General features: G+C 42.4%; 13 protein-coding genes. 1 reads left to right on the top strand and 12 read right to left on the bottom strand.

Going from position 1 to position 20943, the window contains the following annotated elements; genetic code table 11:
* Positions 1–5: 5 nt before the first annotated feature.
* The 12 genes from R7E51_RS08600 to R7E51_RS08545 all read right to left on the bottom strand — a co-directional run bounded on the left by R7E51_RS08600 (position 6) and on the right by R7E51_RS08545 (position 19048).
* Complete coding sequence (locus R7E51_RS08600) at positions 6–1925, bottom strand: ABC transporter ATP-binding protein (RefSeq protein ID WP_005377449.1); 1920 nt, start codon at positions 1923–1925, stop codon at positions 6–8.
* Complete coding sequence (locus R7E51_RS08595; RefSeq protein ID WP_017821808.1) at positions 1903–2145, bottom strand: glutaredoxin family protein; 243 nt, start codon at positions 2143–2145, stop codon at positions 1903–1905. Before R7E51_RS08595 ends, R7E51_RS08600 begins: the two co-directional genes overlap by 23 nt.
* A 21-nt stretch (positions 2146–2166) precedes the next feature.
* On the bottom strand, positions 2167–4287 hold the full coding sequence (gene rlmKL, locus R7E51_RS08590) for a bifunctional 23S rRNA (guanine(2069)-N(7))-methyltransferase RlmK/23S rRNA (guanine(2445)-N(2))-methyltransferase RlmL (RefSeq protein WP_053350765.1): 2121 nt from the start codon (positions 4285–4287) through the stop codon (positions 2167–2169).
* A 486-nt stretch (positions 4288–4773) separates the two neighbouring features.
* Positions 4774–5316, bottom strand: coding sequence for a cell division protein ZapC (locus R7E51_RS08585; RefSeq protein WP_005377444.1), 543 nt, complete (start codon positions 5314–5316; stop codon positions 4774–4776).
* A 168-nt stretch (positions 5317–5484) separates the two neighbouring features.
* Entirely contained in the window at positions 5485–6495 is a 1011-nt protein-coding gene (gene pyrD / locus R7E51_RS08580; RefSeq protein ID WP_017634281.1) for a quinone-dependent dihydroorotate dehydrogenase, read from the bottom strand.
* A gap of 311 nt (positions 6496–6806) precedes the next feature.
* Positions 6807–11648 (bottom strand): NAD-glutamate dehydrogenase, encoded by a 4842-nt coding sequence (locus tag R7E51_RS08575; RefSeq protein WP_005377441.1) that lies wholly within the window; start codon positions 11646–11648, stop codon positions 6807–6809.
* 201 nt (positions 11649–11849) lie between these two features.
* Positions 11850–12068 (bottom strand): DUF2835 domain-containing protein, encoded by a 219-nt coding sequence (locus tag R7E51_RS08570; RefSeq protein ID WP_005377440.1) that lies wholly within the window; start codon positions 12066–12068, stop codon positions 11850–11852.
* A gap of 65 nt (positions 12069–12133) precedes the next feature.
* Positions 12134–14740 (bottom strand): aminopeptidase N, encoded by a 2607-nt coding sequence (gene pepN, locus R7E51_RS08565; protein WP_054574165.1) that lies wholly within the window; start codon positions 14738–14740, stop codon positions 12134–12136.
* 226 nt (positions 14741–14966) lie between these two features.
* Entirely contained in the window at positions 14967–15632 is a 666-nt protein-coding gene (locus R7E51_RS08560; RefSeq protein WP_005377438.1) for a hypothetical protein, read from the bottom strand.
* Between the two features lie 194 nt (positions 15633–15826).
* Positions 15827–17833: a carboxy terminal-processing peptidase gene (gene prc, locus R7E51_RS08555; protein ID WP_033905323.1), complete on the bottom strand. Its 2007-nt coding sequence runs from the start codon at positions 17831–17833 to the stop codon at positions 15827–15829.
* Positions 17834–17850: 17 nt separating this feature from the next.
* Positions 17851–18477, bottom strand: coding sequence for an RNA chaperone ProQ (proQ, locus tag R7E51_RS08550; protein ID WP_206957981.1), 627 nt, complete (start codon positions 18475–18477; stop codon positions 17851–17853).
* A 97-nt stretch (positions 18478–18574) separates the two neighbouring features.
* Positions 18575–19048, bottom strand: coding sequence for a GAF domain-containing protein (locus tag R7E51_RS08545; RefSeq protein WP_005377433.1), 474 nt, complete (start codon positions 19046–19048; stop codon positions 18575–18577).
* Between the two features lie 92 nt (positions 19049–19140).
* On the opposite strand from R7E51_RS08545, the gene R7E51_RS08540 reads away from it, so the two are divergent.
* Positions 19141–20937, top strand: coding sequence for an ABC transporter ATP-binding protein (locus R7E51_RS08540; RefSeq protein ID WP_005377431.1), 1797 nt, complete (start codon positions 19141–19143; stop codon positions 20935–20937).
* Positions 20938–20943 lie beyond the last annotated feature (6 nt).

Genomic DNA, 20943 nt, shown 5'->3' with positions numbered 1-20943 from the left:
AATTCTTAACTATCCTGTTGCATTGCTTCGAGTTCTTCCCATCTCTCGAATGCGATTTCCAACTCCTGCTCTAATGCAGCAAGCTGTTCCAATACCGGCTGAGTTTGCTCTACAGGTTTAGCAAAGAACTCTGGATCGTTCACTTGCTCCTGAAGGCTCTCGATATCCGACTCTAATTGTTCAAGTTTAGCTGGTAGAGCCTCTAATTCTCTTTGCAGCTTATACGATAACTTCTTCGAATTGTTCTTAGGTTGCGTAGTTTTGGGAGTTTCCTCAACCACTTTCTCTTTCTTCGTTGGTTTTTCAACCTGACTGCGCGAAGCAAGAACTTGGTCACGCTGCTGTTTAGCATCATGATAACCACCAACGAACTCTTCGATTATACCGTTACCCTCAAAAATCCAGCTGGTTGTTACTGTGTTGTCTACGAACTCACGGTCGTGACTCACTAACAATAATGTACCCTGATAATTGGCAAGCATTTCTTCTAAAAGTTCCAACGTTTCGATATCCAAATCGTTAGTTGGCTCATCAAGAATAAGTAAGTTGTTTGGTTTCAACAAGATACGGGCTAGCAATAATCGGTTTTTCTCACCACCAGAAAGTGCCTTAACCGGGGTTCTGGCGCGCTTAGGTGCAAATAAGAAGTCTTGAAGATAACTCAGCGCATGACGCTGACGTCCCCCAACCATTACTTCTTGTTTCCCATCCGCTAAGTTATCGATCACTGTCTTTTCTGGATCCAAAATCTCTCGGTACTGATCAAAGTACGCGACTTCTAATTTTGTTCCGCAGTGTAAACGACCAGACTGCGCTTCCAATTGCCCTAGTAGCAATTTAAGTACCGTACTCTTACCGCAGCCATTTGGTCCGATAAGTGCAATACGGTCACCACGCATGATGTTAAAGCTAAAGTCGTCGACAATTGTCTTGCCTTCGTAAGCAAAAGATACATTTTCTGCTTCAAATACAATCTTACCTGAACGAGAAGCATCATCGATGTTTAGGTTAACTTTACCTTGAACTTCACGACGGTCACGACGCTCTTCACGAAGTTTTTTAAGGGCTCGAACACGGCCTTCATTACGAGTACGACGTGCTTTAATGCCTTGACGAATCCACACTTCTTCCTGCGCTAGTTTCTTATCGAACTCAGCATTTTGCATTTCTTCGACGCGAAGCATTTCTTCTTTGTCATTCAAATACTGTTCGTAATTACCAGGGAAAGAAGCTAATTGACCGCGATCTAAGTCAACGATGCGTGTCGCCATCGACTTGATGAATGCACGGTCGTGAGAAATAAAGATGATCGAGCCTTTGAAGTCTTTTAAGAAGTTCTCTAACCATTCGATCGTTGTCACATCGAGATGGTTTGTTGGTTCATCAAGAAGCAATACATCAGGATCACAAACCAGCGCACGAGCTAAAGCAGCTTTACGTTGCCAGCCACCGGATAGATCGGTCAGTTTGGTTTCTGGGCTTAGTTTTAAAGCGCCAAGTACGTTCTTAACACGGTCATCAAAGCGCCAAGCGTTAGAATGATCAAGTTGCTCTTGAACTTTCGCCAAACGGTTAATGTTCTTCTCACTTGGGTCTTGAGCAACAAGATCGAGAAGATCGTGATAGATCTTCAATTGTTCGCCGATTTCAGCCAAACCGCCAGATACGTATTCGTAAACCGTACCCTCTTGATTGCGCGGTGGATCTTGTTCAAGCCGAGAAACTACTACGTCTTGAGTTATTTGAATCTTGCCATCATCCAACAAAATGTCGCCGGCAAGCACTTTCATTAACGTGGACTTACCTGCTCCGTTACGACCAACTAAACAAACGCGTTCGTTTTCTTGAAGAGCGAACTCCGCTTTGTCTAGCAATGGGTGGTCACCAAATGCAAGTTGTGCGTTATGAATGGTAAGTAATGCCATTATTATCCAACCAATGTGTGAGTTGTTCTAAGTCAAACGGCCAGTTCAACTCAGAATCTTGATATTTTAAGACGGGTATTGTGACGCCGTAACGAGAAAATAGTACATCATCGAACGCAATATCGATGATATCTGTTTGCTCGGCCAAACCGACTTGGTCTACTAGAGCAAATGCCATCTCACAAAGATGGCATCCCTCCGTGCTATACAATATCAGCACGTATTAATCCTTTTGTTTATACTACGCGTGCGTTACTAGCCAACAGTTATGAATCTGTTTATTACGCGCAAAATCTAATGGTAACGTTTGAGAAGAAATATTCTGAGCCTTCAAACCCAATTCAGCGAGTGATTCTTCATCCATCTTGAAATGACGTTTGTTATTTGAAAATACGATTGTGCCTTCACTTCTCAGTAAACGTTTGAGGTTCTTCATTAGCTTAATGTGGTCACGTTGTACATCGAATGATGTTTCCATACGCTTAGAGTTAGAGAACGTAGGTGGGTCAATAAAGATCAAGTCGTACTCACCTTTTGCGTTTTCTAGCCATTGCAAACAGTCCGCTTGTTCATATTTATGTTGGCGTCCTACACAGCCATTAAGCTGCATATTGTCTTTCGCCCAATTCAAGTAGGTGTTTGACATATCGACAGTTGTAGTGGAACGCGCACCACCAACTGCAGCGTGCACTGTTGCACTACCAGTGTAAGCAAACAAGTTAAGGAAATCTTTACCCTGTGCCATTTCGCCAAGACGACGACGAGTGATCTTATGATCCAAGAACAGGCCTGTGTCTAGGTAGTCATGAAGGTTCACGATCAGCTTCACACCGTACTCGTTTACTTCGAGCGTCTCTGATACCTGACCTAATTTTTGGTACTGGCTTCGACCTTTCTGCTTCTCACGAACTTTCAGTACAACTTTGTTCGCTTCGACACCGGTCACCTGAATCGTCGCACGGATAATGTCCGTTAGACGACGCTTGGCTTTTTCTTCAGGGATGTTCTTAGGTGCTGCGTACTCTTGAATCACAATTTGATCGCCGTACACGTCGATCGCTACGTTGTATTCTGGAAGGTCTGCATCGTAGATACGATAGCAGTCTAGTTTCTCTTTACGAGCCCACTTGCCAATCTTGCCAATGTTTTTCTTCAAACGGTTTGAGAAGTCTGGTGCGATTTGAACGTTAGTATCTGCACCTTTAACTTCATCAGCGCTGCGCTCGGCAATGCTGTAGTTCTTTTGGTGACACGGTAACGCACCGTTGTTCAATTTAAACTGTTTATCAGCGCGCATGCGAAGGCAACTCAAGAGCTCGTCTGAGCTAGAGAAGATAGATGCTTTACATCCGCCAAACTCAGATTTTAGCTGTCCACCGAATGCGGTATAGAGCGCAATCAGCCCCGGCTCAGTTCCTAGACGCTCACCGTAAGGTGGGTTTGAAACGATAACACCGTGTTCAAATCCTGCGGGACGAGTAATAGTTGCAGCATCACCTTGCGCAAACTCAATCAACTCTTCAACACCTGCTCTGCGGGCGTTTTCTTGAGCGACTTTTAATACTTTGGGGTCGTTATCGAATCCAAAAAACTTAGCGTCAACTTTCTTGACACCTCGTCTAGCTTGAACATTAGCCTCTGATTTAATCTCAGCCCAGGTCTCCGGTTCAAAGTCTTCCAAAACTTCGAAGCCCCATTGTTTGCGCTTAACGCCAGGTGCCATGTTGGCTGCCATCATTGCTGCTTCAATAAGCAAAGTACCAGAACCACACATTGGATCGAGTAATGGTTGATGCCCATCCCAGCCACAACGCATGATAATCGCAGAAGCAAGCGTTTCACGTAATGGCGCACGACCCGATTCTGGTCGATAACCACGCTGATGAAGACCACTACCTACCATGTCTACCCCAAGCAACGCTTTATCTTTATGCAAACGAACGTGAATACGAATATCTGGGCGTTCTTTGCTGATATTAGGACGTGGCAAGCCTTTGTTCTCAAAGCAATCTACGATGCCATCTTTGACCTTCATAGCCCCGTATTGGCTATTTCTAATCTCACGGTTTGTGCCGTTAAAGTCCACAACAAAGCGTTTAGAGCTATGAAATTGGTTAACCCAGTTAATAGTGGAAGTGGATAGATACAAGTCCATGTCGTTGTTACACGTGAACTCAGATAAAACACGTACAAATCGAGACGCTAAACGGCTCCACAAACAACAGCGATAAACCTGTTCGTTTGTCGCTTTAAATTTTACGCCTGCCTGTACTGGTTTCGCATTTTCAATGCCTAGTTTAGTCAGTTCTTCAACAAGCAAATTTTCCATGCCATTTGAAGTTACCGCGAGATATTGATTCATAGTGTTCTTTCGCTGATAAAAAATGGCTTCAATTATACCTGACTTTACGATCAATGCCTCGTTTTTAAAGGTATTTTCCCACCCGTTAGTTCAAATCATCACCACTCAAATGATCTAAAACTTTCAACATCTTTAGTTTGAATGTTTTTCATTCATGAACGTATTTTGTTTCCTTTAGAAGAAGTGAATACTTATTTACGCTCATTTTGGTATATACCAGTGTGGATTGATTGATGTAAATTACTTACAAATACCCTTTATAGGGGAATAAATAGGGTTGTTTTAGGCGCTAGGTTGCCTAGTTAAAGGGGTAATCAAATTGAAATAAGTAAAATAAAAGTGACCAGCTTCATGTTTGCATGCATAGAAAACAAACAGTTTCATGGTATTTCGGATTGGAGTGTCAGAGGAAAGGACAAAAAAAATCGACCCACTAAGGTCGATTAAGGCAAACAAAGGAACGAAATAAAGAAAAATTAAACAGCTTTAACCCACCATTGCCATAGGGGTCATTGCAAAGAGGTGGTTTGCACAAGCCATGCGATCATGCATTACTTTAATCGGCTGCCCAAATTGAAGCGCCTTATTGCCATCAAGAACAAAGGCTTCTTGGTTAACATAAGCACATAAGCTCGATGTTTCGCCTGGTTCTAGAACGATGAACATACCATCAGAATATTGATTTGTGAGAAAGACCATGTCCCCTTCTTGAGGTTCATAATCAGAGGACTGTGCATCGAAGAACCAGCTCTTAGGCTGTACAGGTTTATGAAAACGCTTTGCAGCAACACAATACAGTGTTAATTCAGCTTGGCGATATTCACTGATATCGAGACAGCGAATGCGCTCATTAAACGTTTGAAATGCGCTGGCGTCATCAACGGTAAATTCACTGTTTGAGAAGGCACAGTTAACCAACAATTTTCGGGATAGATTGGTTTGGAAAATCATTTCCTCCCCCAGATCCAGCATTAAGCAAGCTTTTTGCTCGTCAAAATACCAATTCCATTTGTCGCTGGGTTTAAGCATTATTCCGTTCTCTCTTGACTAGTTAAATCAGTGGTAAAGAGGTAAGACGCTTAATTACCTACTCGTGATTTTTAAATTCTACAAACGAACGGATAAAAAAAAAGAGGAAACAAAGTCCTCTTTTTTATGTAACAGGTACTGATTTTTCAGTAGTTTTTGATGTATATGTTAAAGATTCTTAACAATATCACGTACGAGACCTGGGCCGTGGTAAATAAAGCCAGTGTAGACTTGAACAAGTTTAGCGCCTGCCATGATCTTTTCTTTGGCTGCAACATAGGAATCTACACCACCAACACCGATAATTGGAAGTTTGTCTCCAAGCTCTTCATGAAGCTTACGTACGACCTCCGTAGAGCGTGATTGCACAGGGCGACCACTCAAGCCACCTGCCTCATTGGCGTGTTTCATCCCTTCTACGATCGTGCGATCCAAAGTTGTGTTAGTCGCGATCACACCATCTATATTGTTTTTCAATAAAGAATCGCAGATTTGGCAGATTTCATCGTCACTTAAATCTGGCGCAATCTTTAATGCTAACGGGACATACTTGTTGTATTTCTCTGATAACTCCGCTTGTTTCGCTTTTAATTCGGAAAGCAGTTCATCAAGCGCTTCACCATATTGAAGTGAACGAAGACCTGGAGTGTTTGGCGATGAGATGTTTACTGCAATATAGCCAGCATACTCATACACTTTTTCCATACAAATCAGGTAGTCCTCTGCCCCTTTTTCAATTGGCGTATCTTTATTTTTACCGATATTAATTCCGAGAACACAATTGAATTTTGCTCGTTTAACATTCTCGATCAAATTATCAACGCCTAGGTTATTAAAGCCCATGCGGTTGATGATCCCCTCTGCTTCCACTAAACGGAATAAGCGTGGTTTATCATTACCTGGTTGTGGTCGTGGCGTTACAGTGCCGACTTCGACAAAGCCAAAGCCCATGGCATCAAATGCTTCAATACATTCGCCGTTTTTATCTAAACCAGCCGCAAGACCAACAGGGTTACGGAATGTTAGACCCATACACTCAACTGGACGAGTTGGTAACTGTTGGCGGTAAAAGAGATCAAGTGGTGTGCCGTTAAAGCGTTGGAAGTTCTTGATTGCAAGATCATGTGCCTTCTCGGCATCGAGTTGGAAAAAGCCAGTTCTGGCTAGACGGTAAAGCATTGTGCCTCCGAAAGAAAAAAGCCCCGTATAAACGGGACAATATTATTTACCGTTTTTCATCGTAATTCAATGAAAATGAACGTAATAAGTAAAAACCTATATCTTTATAAGATTTTCAAATATAAAACAAACAATTACAATCAAGTTTCTGCGATAAAAATCGTAACTAACCGCTTAAAAGCAATCGATTTCACTCTGTTTTAATTTCAACTCAATGTGACAATGTAACTATTTTCGTTCCAAATGTGAATAATAGATAATAAAAAGCCCCGTTAAATAACGAGGCTTTTACTTATGACTTGATTATTCCACTACTCTTTCGATGAGCAGTTGAGGTTTAAAAGTACTAGCTCTCGAAGTGCTACAGAGAACTTAGCAAATTCGTGTACTGAGCCAACTTTGAACTCGTTTAAGATACTCTCCCAGCGGTGCAACGATTGCTCGTTAGTTTCAATCCAATCTTCTAACGCAGCCATCACGTCAAGCTCTTCGGTTGAGCAGCCACAAGTCAGTACCTGAGCGGTAAGTTGACGTTGTTGCCAGTCCAGATCTTCACGGAATGCCGCTCTTGCAAGTGCTTGCCAGTTGTTATCAACGGCTTGGCTATTAATTTGCTTCAAGAACCAATGCAACGATAAACGGTCACCCAAGTTAAAGTAGAGTTTCGATGCTTGCTCAACCGTTTTACCTGTTTCACTTGCTACTGATGAAATATCCAGTGCAGATTGTAAGCTTGATAAGCGGGCAACTTGGTGAGCGAGTTTCTCTTCAACCCCTTTCTCTATCCAACCTTGAGCCAACTCATTGTGTTCTTCAACTTCAGACTCAACTAACATAGTGTCTAGGGTTTCAGTGATAACATTGACATCTTGCTTGTAGATAGCAATCAACTCACCGACCGTGCATTTGCCGCTACGGTTACGAAGCAACCAGCGTGCAATTCGACGCAGTGCTCGGCGCACGTAAAACATAATTTCGTATTGAGCTTGCGCTGTCGCAACGTTATCAAGTTTGCGAGTTTGCTTGAGGATTTCTTCTAAATCAAAGATTTCTCTAGCCGCACTGTAAGCGTTGGCAATATCGACAACACTTGCACCAGTTTCTTCTTGCAAACGAGTAACGAAGTTACAGCCCATTTCATTAACCATCTGGTTAGCCAATGCTGTAGCGATAATTTCAGCTCGCAGTGGGTGATTAACCATTTGATCTTTATAGTTACGTCGTAACGCACTTGGGAAATATTCAACAAGTTGTTTTGCATGGAATTCATCATTTGCGATTTCATCCGTAACAAGTTGCTGTTTAAGTACCATTTTACCGTAGGCAACTAACACTGATAGCTCAGGGCGAGTCAGACCTAGTCCCTGTTTTTCACGCTCGATTAGCGTTTCATCATCAGGAATGTATTCGAGAGCACGGTCCAAGTACCCTGCTTTCTCCATAGTGTGGATGAATCGAATTTGCTCCTTAACAATGCCAACACCTTGCTGTTCAGTAACAGAGATCGACTCCGACTGACGGTAAGCATCATCCAAGACAATTTCACCCACTTCGTCTTCCATAGACTCTAGAATTTGGTTACGTTGCTTAACCGTAAGATCGCCATTTGAAACCAGTCCATTGAGGAAGATCTTGATGTTGACTTCATTATCCGAACAGTCAACGCCACCTACGTTATCAACGAAGTCCGTGTTCACTCGACCGCCAGTTAGTGCGTATTCGATACGACCAAGCTGAGTCATACCCAAGTTACCACCTTCGCCAACCACTTTGGCTCTTAAGTCACGGCCGTCAATGCGCAGCATGTCGTTAGCACGGTCACCAACATCTGTATGAGTTTCTGTTGATGATTTAACGTAAGTGCCGATACCACCGTTCCAAAGAAGATCGACTTTCATTTTCAAGATCATCTTTATCAGATCGTTAGGCGCTAAAGATGCTTTCTTCGTACCTAACATTTTCTGAATTTCTGGCGTCAACTGGATCGATTTTGATCGACGAGAGAAGATGCCACCACCTTGAGAGATCAAGTCTTTGTTGTAATCTTCCCAGCTTGATCTTGGCAAATTAAACAAGCGGTTACGCTCTTCCCAGCTGCTGGCTGAATCTGGATTTGGATCAATAAAGATGTGCATGTGGTTAAACGCAGCTTGCAATCGAATATGCTTCGATAACAGCATACCGTTACCGAACACGTCACCTGCCATATCACCTACACCGATTGCAGTAAAATCAGTGGTCTGACAGTTGATGCCCATTTCACGGAAGTGACGTTTAACAGATTCCCAACCACCTTTTGCGGTGATTCCCATTGCTTTGTGATCGTAACCGTTTGAACCACCTGAAGCGAATGCGTCACCTAGCCAGAAGTTGTATTCTGCAGAAACAGAGTTTGCCAAATCTGAGAAGGTTGCTGTGCCTTTATCGGCAGCCACTACTAGATATGGGTCATCTTCATCGTGACGAACAACGTTTTGTGGTGGTACCACCTCTCCTTCAATGATGTTATCTGACACATCTAGCAGTGCACGGATAAAGCGTTTGTAACAACGCTGACCTTCCGCAAAAATTTCATCACGAGTGGTGAGAGATGGCTGGCGTTTACAAACGAAGCCGCCTTTTGCACCAACTGGTACAATTACAGTGTTCTTAACCTGTTGCGCTTTTACTAAGCCAAGAATCTCCGTACGGAAGTCTTCTTGACGATCTGACCAACGCAAACCACCACGAGCCACTTTTCCACCACGAAGGTGAACACCTTCAATATCTGGTGCGTAAACAAAGATCTCGAATGCAGGTACAGGCTGCGGAATCTCAGGAATATCGCTTGGCTTCATTTTCAAAGATAACCAAGGCTTAGGCTGCTTATTCTCGTCTACTTGGTAGTAGTTGGTACGAAGCGTCGCCATGATCATTTCAATATAACGACGAATAATACGATCATCATCCAAGCTCTCTACACGATCCAACTGCTCTGTTAGCTTTTTAATTAGATCGTTTTGGCCTTTCTCGCTGCCTTTGTGTTTCGGATCAAATCGCTTGGTGAACAGCTTGACTAGACCTGTCGCTAAGTCTGGGTAGTGGCTTAGCGTGTCTTCGATGTACTGCTGACTGAATGGGAAGCCGACTTGGCGCATGTATCGTGCGTAAGCGCGAAGAATGGAAATCTCACGGCCAGATAAAGACGCACCTAATAACAATCGGTTGAAACCATCACTTTCAAGATTACCCGCCCAAATGGCAGCAAATGCTTGTTGGAAACGATCACGAGCTTCACGAAGGTCAACGGTTTTCTCGCTCTTATGCAGCATAGAGAAGTCAAGGATCCAGAAAGTCTGACCGTTGTTTTTCTCGATCTCATATGGCGATTCGCCAATCACACGCAAACCAAGGTTTTCCAACATCGGCATTACGTCAGAAAGGTGAATTGGTTCATCGCGATGATATAACTTTAAGCGGACAGCTTTGGAATCTGCTCCCTCTTCTTGAGGTCGGTAGAACAACATACCAAGTTTATTATCATCACTTAACGCTTCTAAGCGCTCGATATCTGCAACCGCAGAACCTGGCATCATGTCCTCTTTGTATGAGCGAGGGAACGCACTCATATATTCTTTTGAAAGAGGAAGGCCTTTACTTTCACCAAAGTTAGCAATGATGGATTCTTTTAGTCTGTCATCCCAAGAGGTAGAAACTTCCATTAGATTTTGCTCGATCTTTTTCACGTCTACGTCAATGTTGTTATTGTCTACACGAACAATGTAATGTGTTCTCGCTAGTGGGCTTTCTGAGAAGTACGTTGTAAATTCAACCTCTTGCTCGCAACCAAAGTACTGCTTAAGAATGCGTTGAGTTTGACGACGCAATTCTGTGTTGTAACGATCTTTAGTGACATAAACCATGCAACTGAAGAAACGACCAAATGGGTCTTTACGAACAAACAAACGCAGCAAGTCACGATCTTGCATTTGTACAACACCCATTCCCACCTCAAGCAGCTCTTCTTCATTAGCTTGAAGCAACTCGTCGCGTGGGTAGTTTTCTAAGATATTGTGCAATGCTTTGTATGAGTATGATCCGTGACGGTATCCACTTGCTTCAAGGATACGGTCAACTTTTTCACGGATCAAAGGAATACTTTGTACCGCTTGGTTGTAAACGGCGGAGGTATATAAACCAGTAAAGCGATGCTCACCTATTACTTTACCGTTTTCATCAAACTTCTTAATACCGATGTAATCAGTATAAGCTGGACGGTGGATACGAGATGCTTTGTTACCTTTGGTGATGATCAGAGCGTATGGTTTTTTCGCTTCTAATCGCGCTGAATCTGATAATTCAGAGAGCTTGACGCTACGCACGCGCTTGTCATCAGCAAACAGACCTAGTCCTTTTTCTTTAGCAGGAACAAGTTCGGTATCACCATTGACCTCTTTTAAGTCATAATCTTTATAACCCATAAAGGTAAAGTTATGATCTTCTAGCCAACGAAGAAATGCGATCGTTTCATCCATACGATCAGTTTGGATAGAAACACGATCTTTATTTTTCTCAAGTTCATCAGTAACAAACTTAAGCTTATCAACCATCTGCTTCCAGTCATCAACGACTAAGCGAGTATCAGATAGAATTCTTAACAGCTCTTCTTTAAGCGCTTGCATCTCGTCTTTACTAGTAAGGCGGTCTACCTCTATGTGGAAAAGTGATTGAAGAACACCACCCTCACCGTTTACGTCTGTAACTTGGCCTTTTTTATCACGCTGAATCTGTGTTGGGTTATTCAACATTAGGTGACAAACAAGATCCAAACGTGCTAAAGCCATTTTGACTGAGTCCACTAAGAATGGACTATCTGGAACAACAATTTCTACGATTGTGTGTGTGGATTGCCAGCCTTGACGACTTACGGTCGGGTTAAATACTCGAACCGAAATCTCTTCTGGTTTTTTTTCATTGATATGGTGCCAAAGGCTAACGACAGCACCATAAAGGTCGGATTCGTTTCGCTGAATTAGATCATCATCAGCAATGTTACTGAATAAGTGTTGAGCAAGTTTAGTTACAAGCGTTTGGTGAGAAAGCTCGAGTTTGTCTTGAATCAGTTGGTAAACCTTTTCAAGCAGAACCGGCACTACATTTTCACGCGCGGTCATATTCACACTCCACATTAGAATTGTTGTTTTGTAGGGGGACTTAGTAGCTAGGTTGTTACCTTAGAAACTAAGCATAGGTAATGCATGTGCCCATTGTAAAAGCATAATTACAAATGTTTAACAACTAATCGTAGTGGTAAGAGGTGAAATGTCCGATTCTGTGACTAAGATTCCTATTTAACTCTCTGCAAATACAATACATCACAGAGTTTCTAACTTAAGAAACTTATTATTTTGGTCAGTTGTTAGTCTAAACTGGCCTCTAACGCCCAATTGACTAAGAAATGGTCTAAATCTCGCGGCGGGTAACTGCAAACGCAAACCGTTGTGTGTGACAACTTGAACAACACTTGCCGCACCAGAATAATGAGATAAAAACGTTTGATATGAAATGTTGAGATTGAAGTAGTAATAGTTCATGAAGTGAAAACTAAGTGACATAAACAAATAAGGTGGTCTTAATGACCACCCTATTGTGTTGTTTACTATTCGTCTAGTGCTTTAGTCACTTTTTCGAATAGATCTTTAGCAAGATTATCCATTGCTTTGAGCTTTTCAAGTTCTGCACGAATCATTGCTTGGCGAGCTTCATCGTATTTACGGAACTTAAGCAAAGGATCAATCATTCGAGAAGCTACTTGTGGGTTCGAATCATTTAGTTGGCGAAGAATTTCACCGGCAAATTGGTAACCTACACCGGATTTATCATGGAAACGTACAGGGTTCGCACTTAAGAACGAGCCAATTAAGCTGCGCGTACGGTTCGGATTTTTCAAACTAAATGCTTCGTGGTTCATGGTTGCTTTTACTTTTTCAAGAGCATCCTCTGCAGGATTGCTACCTTGCAGTGCAAACCACTTATCCATAACCAAACCATCGTGCTTCCATTTATCGCTATAATCAGCCATAAGTGCTTCACGACACTCGAGCTGAGCGTTATTTGCGGCACTCATCGCAGCAATCGTATCTGTCATGTTATTTGCAGATGCGTACTGCGCGTTGACTAAATCATTACCTTTTTCCGTATATGCTAGGTACTGAAGGCAACGGTTACGTAAAGCACGCTTGCCAATAGCAGCATGGTCGATCGTATACTCTGTTTGCTTAAGCGTGTGATAAGTCGCACTTAGCTCATCTTCTAATTCCTTAGAAAGTGACACTGTAATGCTGTTTAGCACTTTGTCTACGGCATCGATATCAATTTGCTGGTACCAACCAGTAATCTCATTGATTGAAGGCATAGAGAAAACTTGAGCAATGAAAGCAGGCTCAAGCGTTTCATCCAACAGCACACCGCGGAAAGCATCTATCACACCTTCAGAAAGCGATACTTCTTGTCCCGCTTGAACGTTTTTCACATTCTGACGAATGTATTTAGCCAATAGCATTTGGCTAGCGTCCCATCGAGCAAAATCGTTCGTTGCGTGCTTCATCAAGAAGACTAACTCGTCATCGCTGTAATCGTATTCTAATTTGACTGGTGCCGAGAATTCACGCAACAAAGATGGCACTGGCTGTTCTTCGACATTTTCAAATACGAACGTTTGCTTATCTTGTTTAATATCCAGCACGTTATTAACTGATTCACCGTTAATCACCAGTGGGATAACTCGACCTTTCGAATCATACAACTCGATATCGAACGGAATATGCAGCGCTTGTTTTTCTGCTTGGTCTTGCGTCGGCTCCGTAAATTGCTCTACCGTTAGTGCGTAAGTTTTTGCATCAGCGTTGTATTCGCTATTTACGCGCAGCGTTGGTGTACCCGATTGGCTGTACCACAGACGGAACTGTTTTAAATCAACACCGGTGGCATCTTCCATTGCAGAAACAAAGTCTTCACACGTCGCGGCGGTACCATCGTGACGTTCAAAATAAAGTTTCATTCCTTTTTGGAAGCCCTCTTCGCCAAGGAGTGTATGGTACATACGAATAACTTCGCTGCCCTTTTCATACACCGTTAGCGTGTAGAAGTTATTCATCTCAATGACTTTGTCAGGACGAATCGGGTGAGACATTGGGCTTGCATCTTCCGCAAATTGAGGACCACGAATAATACGTACGTTATCAATACGGTTATCAGCACGAGAGCCTAAGTCAGAAGAGAATTCTTGGTCTCGGAATACGGTTAAGCCTTCTTTTAGACTTAGTTGGAACCAGTCACGACAAGTGACACGGTTGCCAGTCCAGTTGTGGAAGTACTCATGACCGATCACAGCTTCGATGCCTAAATAATCACGATCTGTCGCAGTTTGATCGTTCGCCAGCACATATTTTGAGTTAAAAATGTTCAAGCCTTTGTTTTCCATTGCACCCATGTTGAAGAAATCAACAGCAACGATCATGTAAATATCCAGATCGTATTCTAGGCCAAAGCGTTCCTCATCCCACTTCATCGAGTTGATCAGCGATGTCATCGCATGGCCTGCACGATCTAAGTTACCTTTATCAACAAAGATTTCTAAATCAACACTGCGACCTGACATCGTTGTATATTTGTCACGCAATACATCAAAGTCGCCTGCAACAAGGGCGAACAAGTAAGCTGGTTTTGGATGCGGATCCTGCCATTGAACCCAGTGACGACCGTTCTCTGCATCGCCTTCTGCAATTCGGTTACCATTGCTCAGCAAATATGGGTAAGCAGCTTTATCTGCGATCACTTTTGTTGTGTATTTTGCTAGAACATCCGGACGGTCTAGATAGTACGTGATACGGCGAAAGCCCTCAGCCTCACACTGAGTACAAAATGCACCGCCTGATTTGTACAAACCTTCGAGTGCTGTATTCGCTTCAGGATCAATTTTGGTGACGATTTCAAGTTCAAACTCGGATGGAAGATCGGTCAGTACCAGCGATGACTCCTTCACCTCGTGATGAGCCCAATCCTCACCATTTACTTTTACAGCGCGTAGCTCAAGCCCTTCGCCATCGAGTTCTAGCGTTGTTGTATCGCCTTTTTGAGCAACTTTTGATACCGCCGTAACGATTGTGTCATTGTCATATAGATCAAAAGTAAGATCGATATCAGTAATCGCATGAGATGGCTCTTTATAATCTTTACGATATTTGGCCTGGGGAGCTTGAGACATGAGCATAAATCCTTGTATGTCGAACAACAAAAATACCAGACTGCATGATCAAAAATGCAGTTCTGGTATCACTATATAAGCTATTTGTAGGGGTTGTGGTATCAGAATACAAGTCTTTCTATCAAAAAACGGAGCTTTTAGTGCTCTAGCTCCGTTTTTTGATTAACATTTAAACAACATTAATGACTTACCGTACGCACGCGTAATTTGGCGCATGTTAAAGGCATCATGGCGTAACTCTATTGAGTACGGCGTACATATCACCATTGGAATCTTCGATCGTTAGCTCATTCTTGTTGAGCTTATACGTGGTTCCATGCTCGCCATTTTCATACAACAGAACCAAAAACTCATCTTCTGTGTAAAACACACCTTGTTTGATGGACTCATCCCCTTCTTCGTTCGAAACCCTAAACATGAACACGAAATCAGGTTGAAGTATCAAATCCATCTGATTAATGTTGTTGGCCACAAGACCGTCGCCAGATACGTGAGAGCTAGACCAAATACCTGCAAGTGAATTGGATAATCCCTTAGTGAATGTTACACCATTAAGATCAAGCGTATTATGGTTGTTGCGATAGGCATAAATTTGAGGCTCGTCGGTGTTTAAACCAAGAACGATGGTGTCTTCATTTGCGTTATACAGCCCTTCCCAATGGTCAACGGAATAGTCTTTCTTTTGAATATCAATAGAAAAGCTGTAGTCAGAACCTAATGAGAGTTTGATCGCACGAAAGTTTTCAGCCGACTCTTCGGGGTTTGGGTTCATCAAATACCAGTCTCCGATGAGAAACGGCGTGTCAAAGTGACTTAATTCATCTTCTCTGGTGTTTTCTCCACCAAACACACTAAAGCAGCAAAAGCTAAGTAAAATAAAGAACCACTTCATATCGGCATCCTTATCGTTTTCTTTTAGCTTAGCCAGTAGTCCTCACTTTCGCGAAATTTTAGATGTAGATCACGTAAATTATTGGGGGAAAATAAGCGAATATCTTGCTCGATATCGAGACAGCGGAAGACAAAAAGGCATAAAAAAAGAGTGAATCTGAAAGACTCACTCTTTTTATTCTAAATTGCCAGTTATTATGACTGATTTTCCTGCTTAAGTAGATCGACCATAATCGCGACAGACTCATCTAAATAAACATCAGGAGCCTCGTAGTCTTTTGGTATGTCATCCAATGTTTTGAATGCTTTTTTACCCAAAGCAGCTTGACGTTCATTTATGCGTTGTAATCGAAGTGCTTCCGCTTTATCCGATTCAGCTTTACGAACTTTCTCGTTCAAAGACAAAGTATTATCGTCTTTTTCTTTACGATATTTCTCGATGTCTTCATTGATAAAGCGGAACTCCATCTCATCAGAAATACGCTTGTTATGAAGAGCAGTAAGTTTTTCAACTAAGGCGTCGTTACTTGGAAACGTTTGATATTGTGCTTTATCAATCTGATCCCAAGGTAAAGCATTGTCTTCAACACTTTCACCAGTTTCAGAAGCCTCAATTGGCGTTGGGTACGAAATATCTGGTGCAACACCACGATTTTGCGTACTTCCACCGTCAATACGATAAAATTTCTGAATCGTGTACTGAACATAACCTAGCTCTTTATCGAAAAGATCATAAATATGATTCAGTGAACGATGTTGCTGAACTGTACCTTTACCGAAAGAGTTTTCACCTAAGATGATTGCACGATTATAATCTTGCATTGCCGCTGCAAAAATTTCAGATGCTGAAGCACTGTAGCGGTTAATCAATACCGTCAATGGGCCATCATAACTCACTTTTCCATCGGTATCGGCATTCACCTTGATGCGGCCATAGCTGTCACGGACTTGAACTACAGGGCCTTCTTTAATGAATAGACCTGTCAATGCCGTTGCTTCTGTTAGCGCACCACCGCCATTGTTGCGTAGATCAACGATTACGCCGTCAACGTTTTTGGTTTTCAACTCAGCTAGTAATTTATCGGTGTCTTTCGATAAGCCGACGTAGAAACTTGGTACTTCTAAAATACCAATCTTCTTACCGTCTTTTTCGATGATTTCTGACTTAACCGCACGATCTTCTAAGCGAACTTTGTCACGAACAATTGTGACAATGTAACTCTTCGCATCGTTACCTTCTGGCAAGATCTGTAGATTAACCTTTGTGCCTTTAGGGCCTTTGATTAACTGAACAACATCATCCAGACGCCAACCGATCACGTCGACAATTTCTTCACCGTCTTGTCCAACACCAGTGATTCGGTCCCCTTCACCAAGTTGCTTACTCTTTGATGCCGGACCGCCAACAACAAGTGAACGAATTACTGTGTAATCGTCTGTCATTTGCAAAACGGCGCCGATGCCTTCTAGAGAAAGGTTCATTTCCGATTGGAATTGCTCGGCATTACGTGGAGAAAGGTAGCTTGTATGAGGGTCAACCTGTCGCGCGAAGGCATTCATATACAACTGAAATGCGTCTTCATTGTTGGTCTGTGTGATGCGCTTCATCGCGTTGTTATAACGCTTCTCTAAAACTTCTTTAATCTCTGGCCACTCTTTGCCAGTCAGTTTCAGATTTAACGCGTCATATTTCACACGCTTGCGCCACAACTCGTTGAGCTCTGCTTCGTCTTTTGGCCATGCTGCCTCAGAGCGGTCTAACTCTATCTCGTCATCGGTATCAAACTTGATCTCTTCATCGAGTAGAGTTAACGCATAAGCAAAACGATCGAAACGCTTCTGCATTGAGAGGTTGTAAACATCAAAAGCAATTTGGTTGTTGCCCGATTTAAGCTGATCATCAAGCTCGACTGACCAATTTTTAAATGAATCGATGTCTGCTTGAGTGAAAATATTTCTATTGTAATCAAGCAACTCTACATAGCGTTCAAATATCGCTTTAGAGAAATCATCATTGAGGCTGAAGTGCTTATAATGAGAGCGGGTAAATCGCGAGGTGACTCGTTTGCTAGCTGTTTCATGCTGAACTTCAGGAGAAAGAACCGGCAGGTCATCTTTATGTAGTTTGGCTTCAAGAGCCTGAGCTGATGCTGCTAGCCATAAGCTAGCAGCAATCAGGGTCACTTTTGAACGGCAATTCATGCGTAGGAGTATCTCCTTTATGCGCGCAAGTGCTCCGCTTTCACAACCATTTGTAGGCCGTTAGCAAGTTGAACACGTACATCATCCTTATTGATTTCAACAATGGTCGCTGCCATGTTTCCTTTACCCATGTTCACGTTAACTGCGTTACCTACTGTGATTTCATCAGCATTTAGAGCGCGCGTTTCTACAGGCTTAGTTGGTTTTTGTACTTTTGGTTTATTAGTACGACGAGGCTGTTGAGGCTTTTTAGCCGCAGGTTTCGCTTTCGCCTTACCCTCTTCACGAGCTTTTTGTGCTTGTTCTTTACGACGAGCCTGAACTTTCGCCTTGCTTTCTGCAAGTGTCGCTTTCGCGTATTCAACGTGCTCTTCTTCTAGCTCACCACAAGGGTTGCCATCTAGGTCTACACGTACTGCACCTGGTTTTACACCGTGTAGGTAACGCCATGATGAAGTGTACTGTCTTAACGCTGCACGAAGCTGTGTTTTGCTTACTTTTTCGTCTTCATTTAGACGTTCCGCAAGATCTTGAAAAATACCAATTTTCAGAGGTTTTGCTTCACCTTCTAAAGTAAAGCACTTAGGGAAACATTCAGCAATATATGCAATAACTTCTTTGCTGTTTTTTAACTTTTCAGTCATGAGGGGTCCTGATTTGAGCGGATTTCCGCGAGCATTAAGAAAAAATATTCTCGTATTATAGTGACATGCCAAGGAAAAACCACACTCGAAGGCTAATTTATGCGTCGTTCGCGTGTGAATTAAGCAGCTTTTCTACTTCAACCATGAAATGAGTGAGACCTTCTTCGTCTGTTTCATTAAATCGGCCAATACTTGGACTATCAATATCAAGTACACCAACCACCTTTCCATTAATAGAAAATGGAATCACAATTTCTGAATTGCTCGCTGCATCGCACGCAATATGCCCCTCAAATTCGTGAACGTCGTATACTCTTTGTATAGTATTAGTTTGTGCAGCAGTACCGCAGACGCCTCGACCCATTGGGATACGAACACAAGCTGGTTTTCCTTGGAACGGACCAAGAACAAGCTCTTCACCTTTTGTTAGGTAAAAGCCTGCCCAGTTAAGATCGTCAAGTTCCATGAAAAGCAATGAGCTCAAGTTTGCTAGGTTCGCAATAAAGTCTGGTTCAGACTCAATTAGAGCAACAGCTTGTTTGGTTAGTCTTTGGTATTGTTCTAAGTTCATATTAACTTCCTACTTACTATAAAAGCTTCCATTCTCAATGTATGGCGCTAAAATGCAGCCCTACTTTATAATAGGACTTATTCTCAATTACAATGCTTCTGAAAAATGACACTATTAGCCGTTCTTGGTTGATAACACAAGTAAAAAAGCACAAGTCCAAGCTGATCATAGCGAACTTGATAGCGGTGCTTGCAACCTTGATTAGTGTTCCAATTCCCCTCCTCATGCCTTTGATGGTTGATGAGGTCTTATTGGACCAACCTGCAAAAGGCTTAGATGCCATGAATGCCATTCTCCCTGAAGCGTGGCACACTCCGACAGGCTATATTTTCTTCACCCTGTTCTTGGTTGTTCTTATGCGAGCTGCGAGCCAAGGATTAAATATCCTTCAAAGCCGACAATTTACGCTTGTTTCAAAAACCATCACGTTTGAGATGCGCAGTAAAATGATCGACAAACTCGGCCGTATCAGCATCCGACAATACGAGACCAAAGGTAGCGGAGGAATCAACGCACACCTTATCACTGACATTGAGACCATTGATAAATTTATTGGTTCTACGTTAGCAAAATTCGTTATCAGTTTTCTGACTGTTATTGGTACTGCTATCGTTCTACTTTGGCTCGATTGGCGACTTGGTCTGTTTATCCTGTTAGTTAACCCTATTGTCATTTACTTCTCACGTAAACTAGGCAGTATGGTTAAACATCTGAAACGGAAGGAAAATCATTCTTTTGAAATTTTCCAAAACCGCTTAGTTGAAACATTAGATGGAATCTACCAACTACGCGCGGCCAATAAAGAGCGAGAATTCCTCCAACAACTCAAAGACAGTGCGAACCAAGTTCGCGTTGATGCAGACAAGTATGCTTGGCAATCTGAAGCGGCTGGTCGCGTTTCTTTCCTTCTCTTTTTGATCGGCTTTGAATTATTCAGAGCTGTCGCAATGTTAATGGTCATGTTCAGTGACCTTACTATTGGCCAAATATTTGCCGTTTTTGGTTACCTATGGTTCATGCTGTCTCCTGTTCAAGAGTTGCTTGGGATTCAGTTTTCTTGGTATAGCGCTAAAGCGGCATTAAAACGCATCAACGACTTATTAGAGTTAGAAGAAGAGCAGAGACCGGTTCCTAAGGTAAATCCTTTCAAAGAAGGTAGAGAAGTTGATGTTAAAGTAGAAAACATTAATTTCTCTTACAATAATGAAAACAAAGTCCTAGATAATCTTTCTTTACATATGCCGGCAGGAAAGAAAGTGGCGTTGGTTGGTGCAAGCGGCGGTGGTAAGTCAACCTTGATACAATTACTTATTGGGGTTTACCGTCAAAACTCCGGTAGCATTCGCTTTAATGATGAATTAACAGAAGATATTGGCTTTGAAGTAATTCGCGACAAAATTGCCGTGGTATTACAGCAACCTATACTATTTAACGACACCTTGAGGCATAATCTAACGCTTGGTGGTAATTTTGACGAAATGTCACTTTGGCGTGCGCTTGAAGTGGCTCAGCTGCATGATGTAATTTCTCAACTTAACCACGGCTTGGATACTCAAGTTGGTCGTAATGGCATTCGTTTGTCAGGAGGTCAACGACAACGGCTTGCCATTGCTAGAATGGTGCTGAGTAATCCTCAATTTGTTATTTTAGACGAAGCCACGTCTGCGTTAGATACCGCTACTGAAGCGGCTTTACACAAAGCACTGACCGAGTTCTTACGTGGTAGAACAACATTAATCGTTGCGCACCGACTATCCGCTGTTAAACAAGCCGATTTGATCTACGTGCTTGAAGATGGGAAAGTGACGCAAACTGGTACTCATGGTGAGTTAGTTGAGCAAGAAGGCTTATATCAAACCTTATATGGGGGCATACAGTCCCACGCTTAAATCGTT

This window comes from Vibrio sp. Vb1166 (genome assembly GCF_033338695.1).
GTDB classification, from domain to species: Bacteria; Pseudomonadota; Gammaproteobacteria; order Enterobacterales; family Vibrionaceae; genus Vibrio; species Vibrio alginolyticus.
The sequence above is the reverse complement of the archived record's forward strand: the minus strand, read 5'-3'. Positions and strand labels throughout refer to the sequence as shown.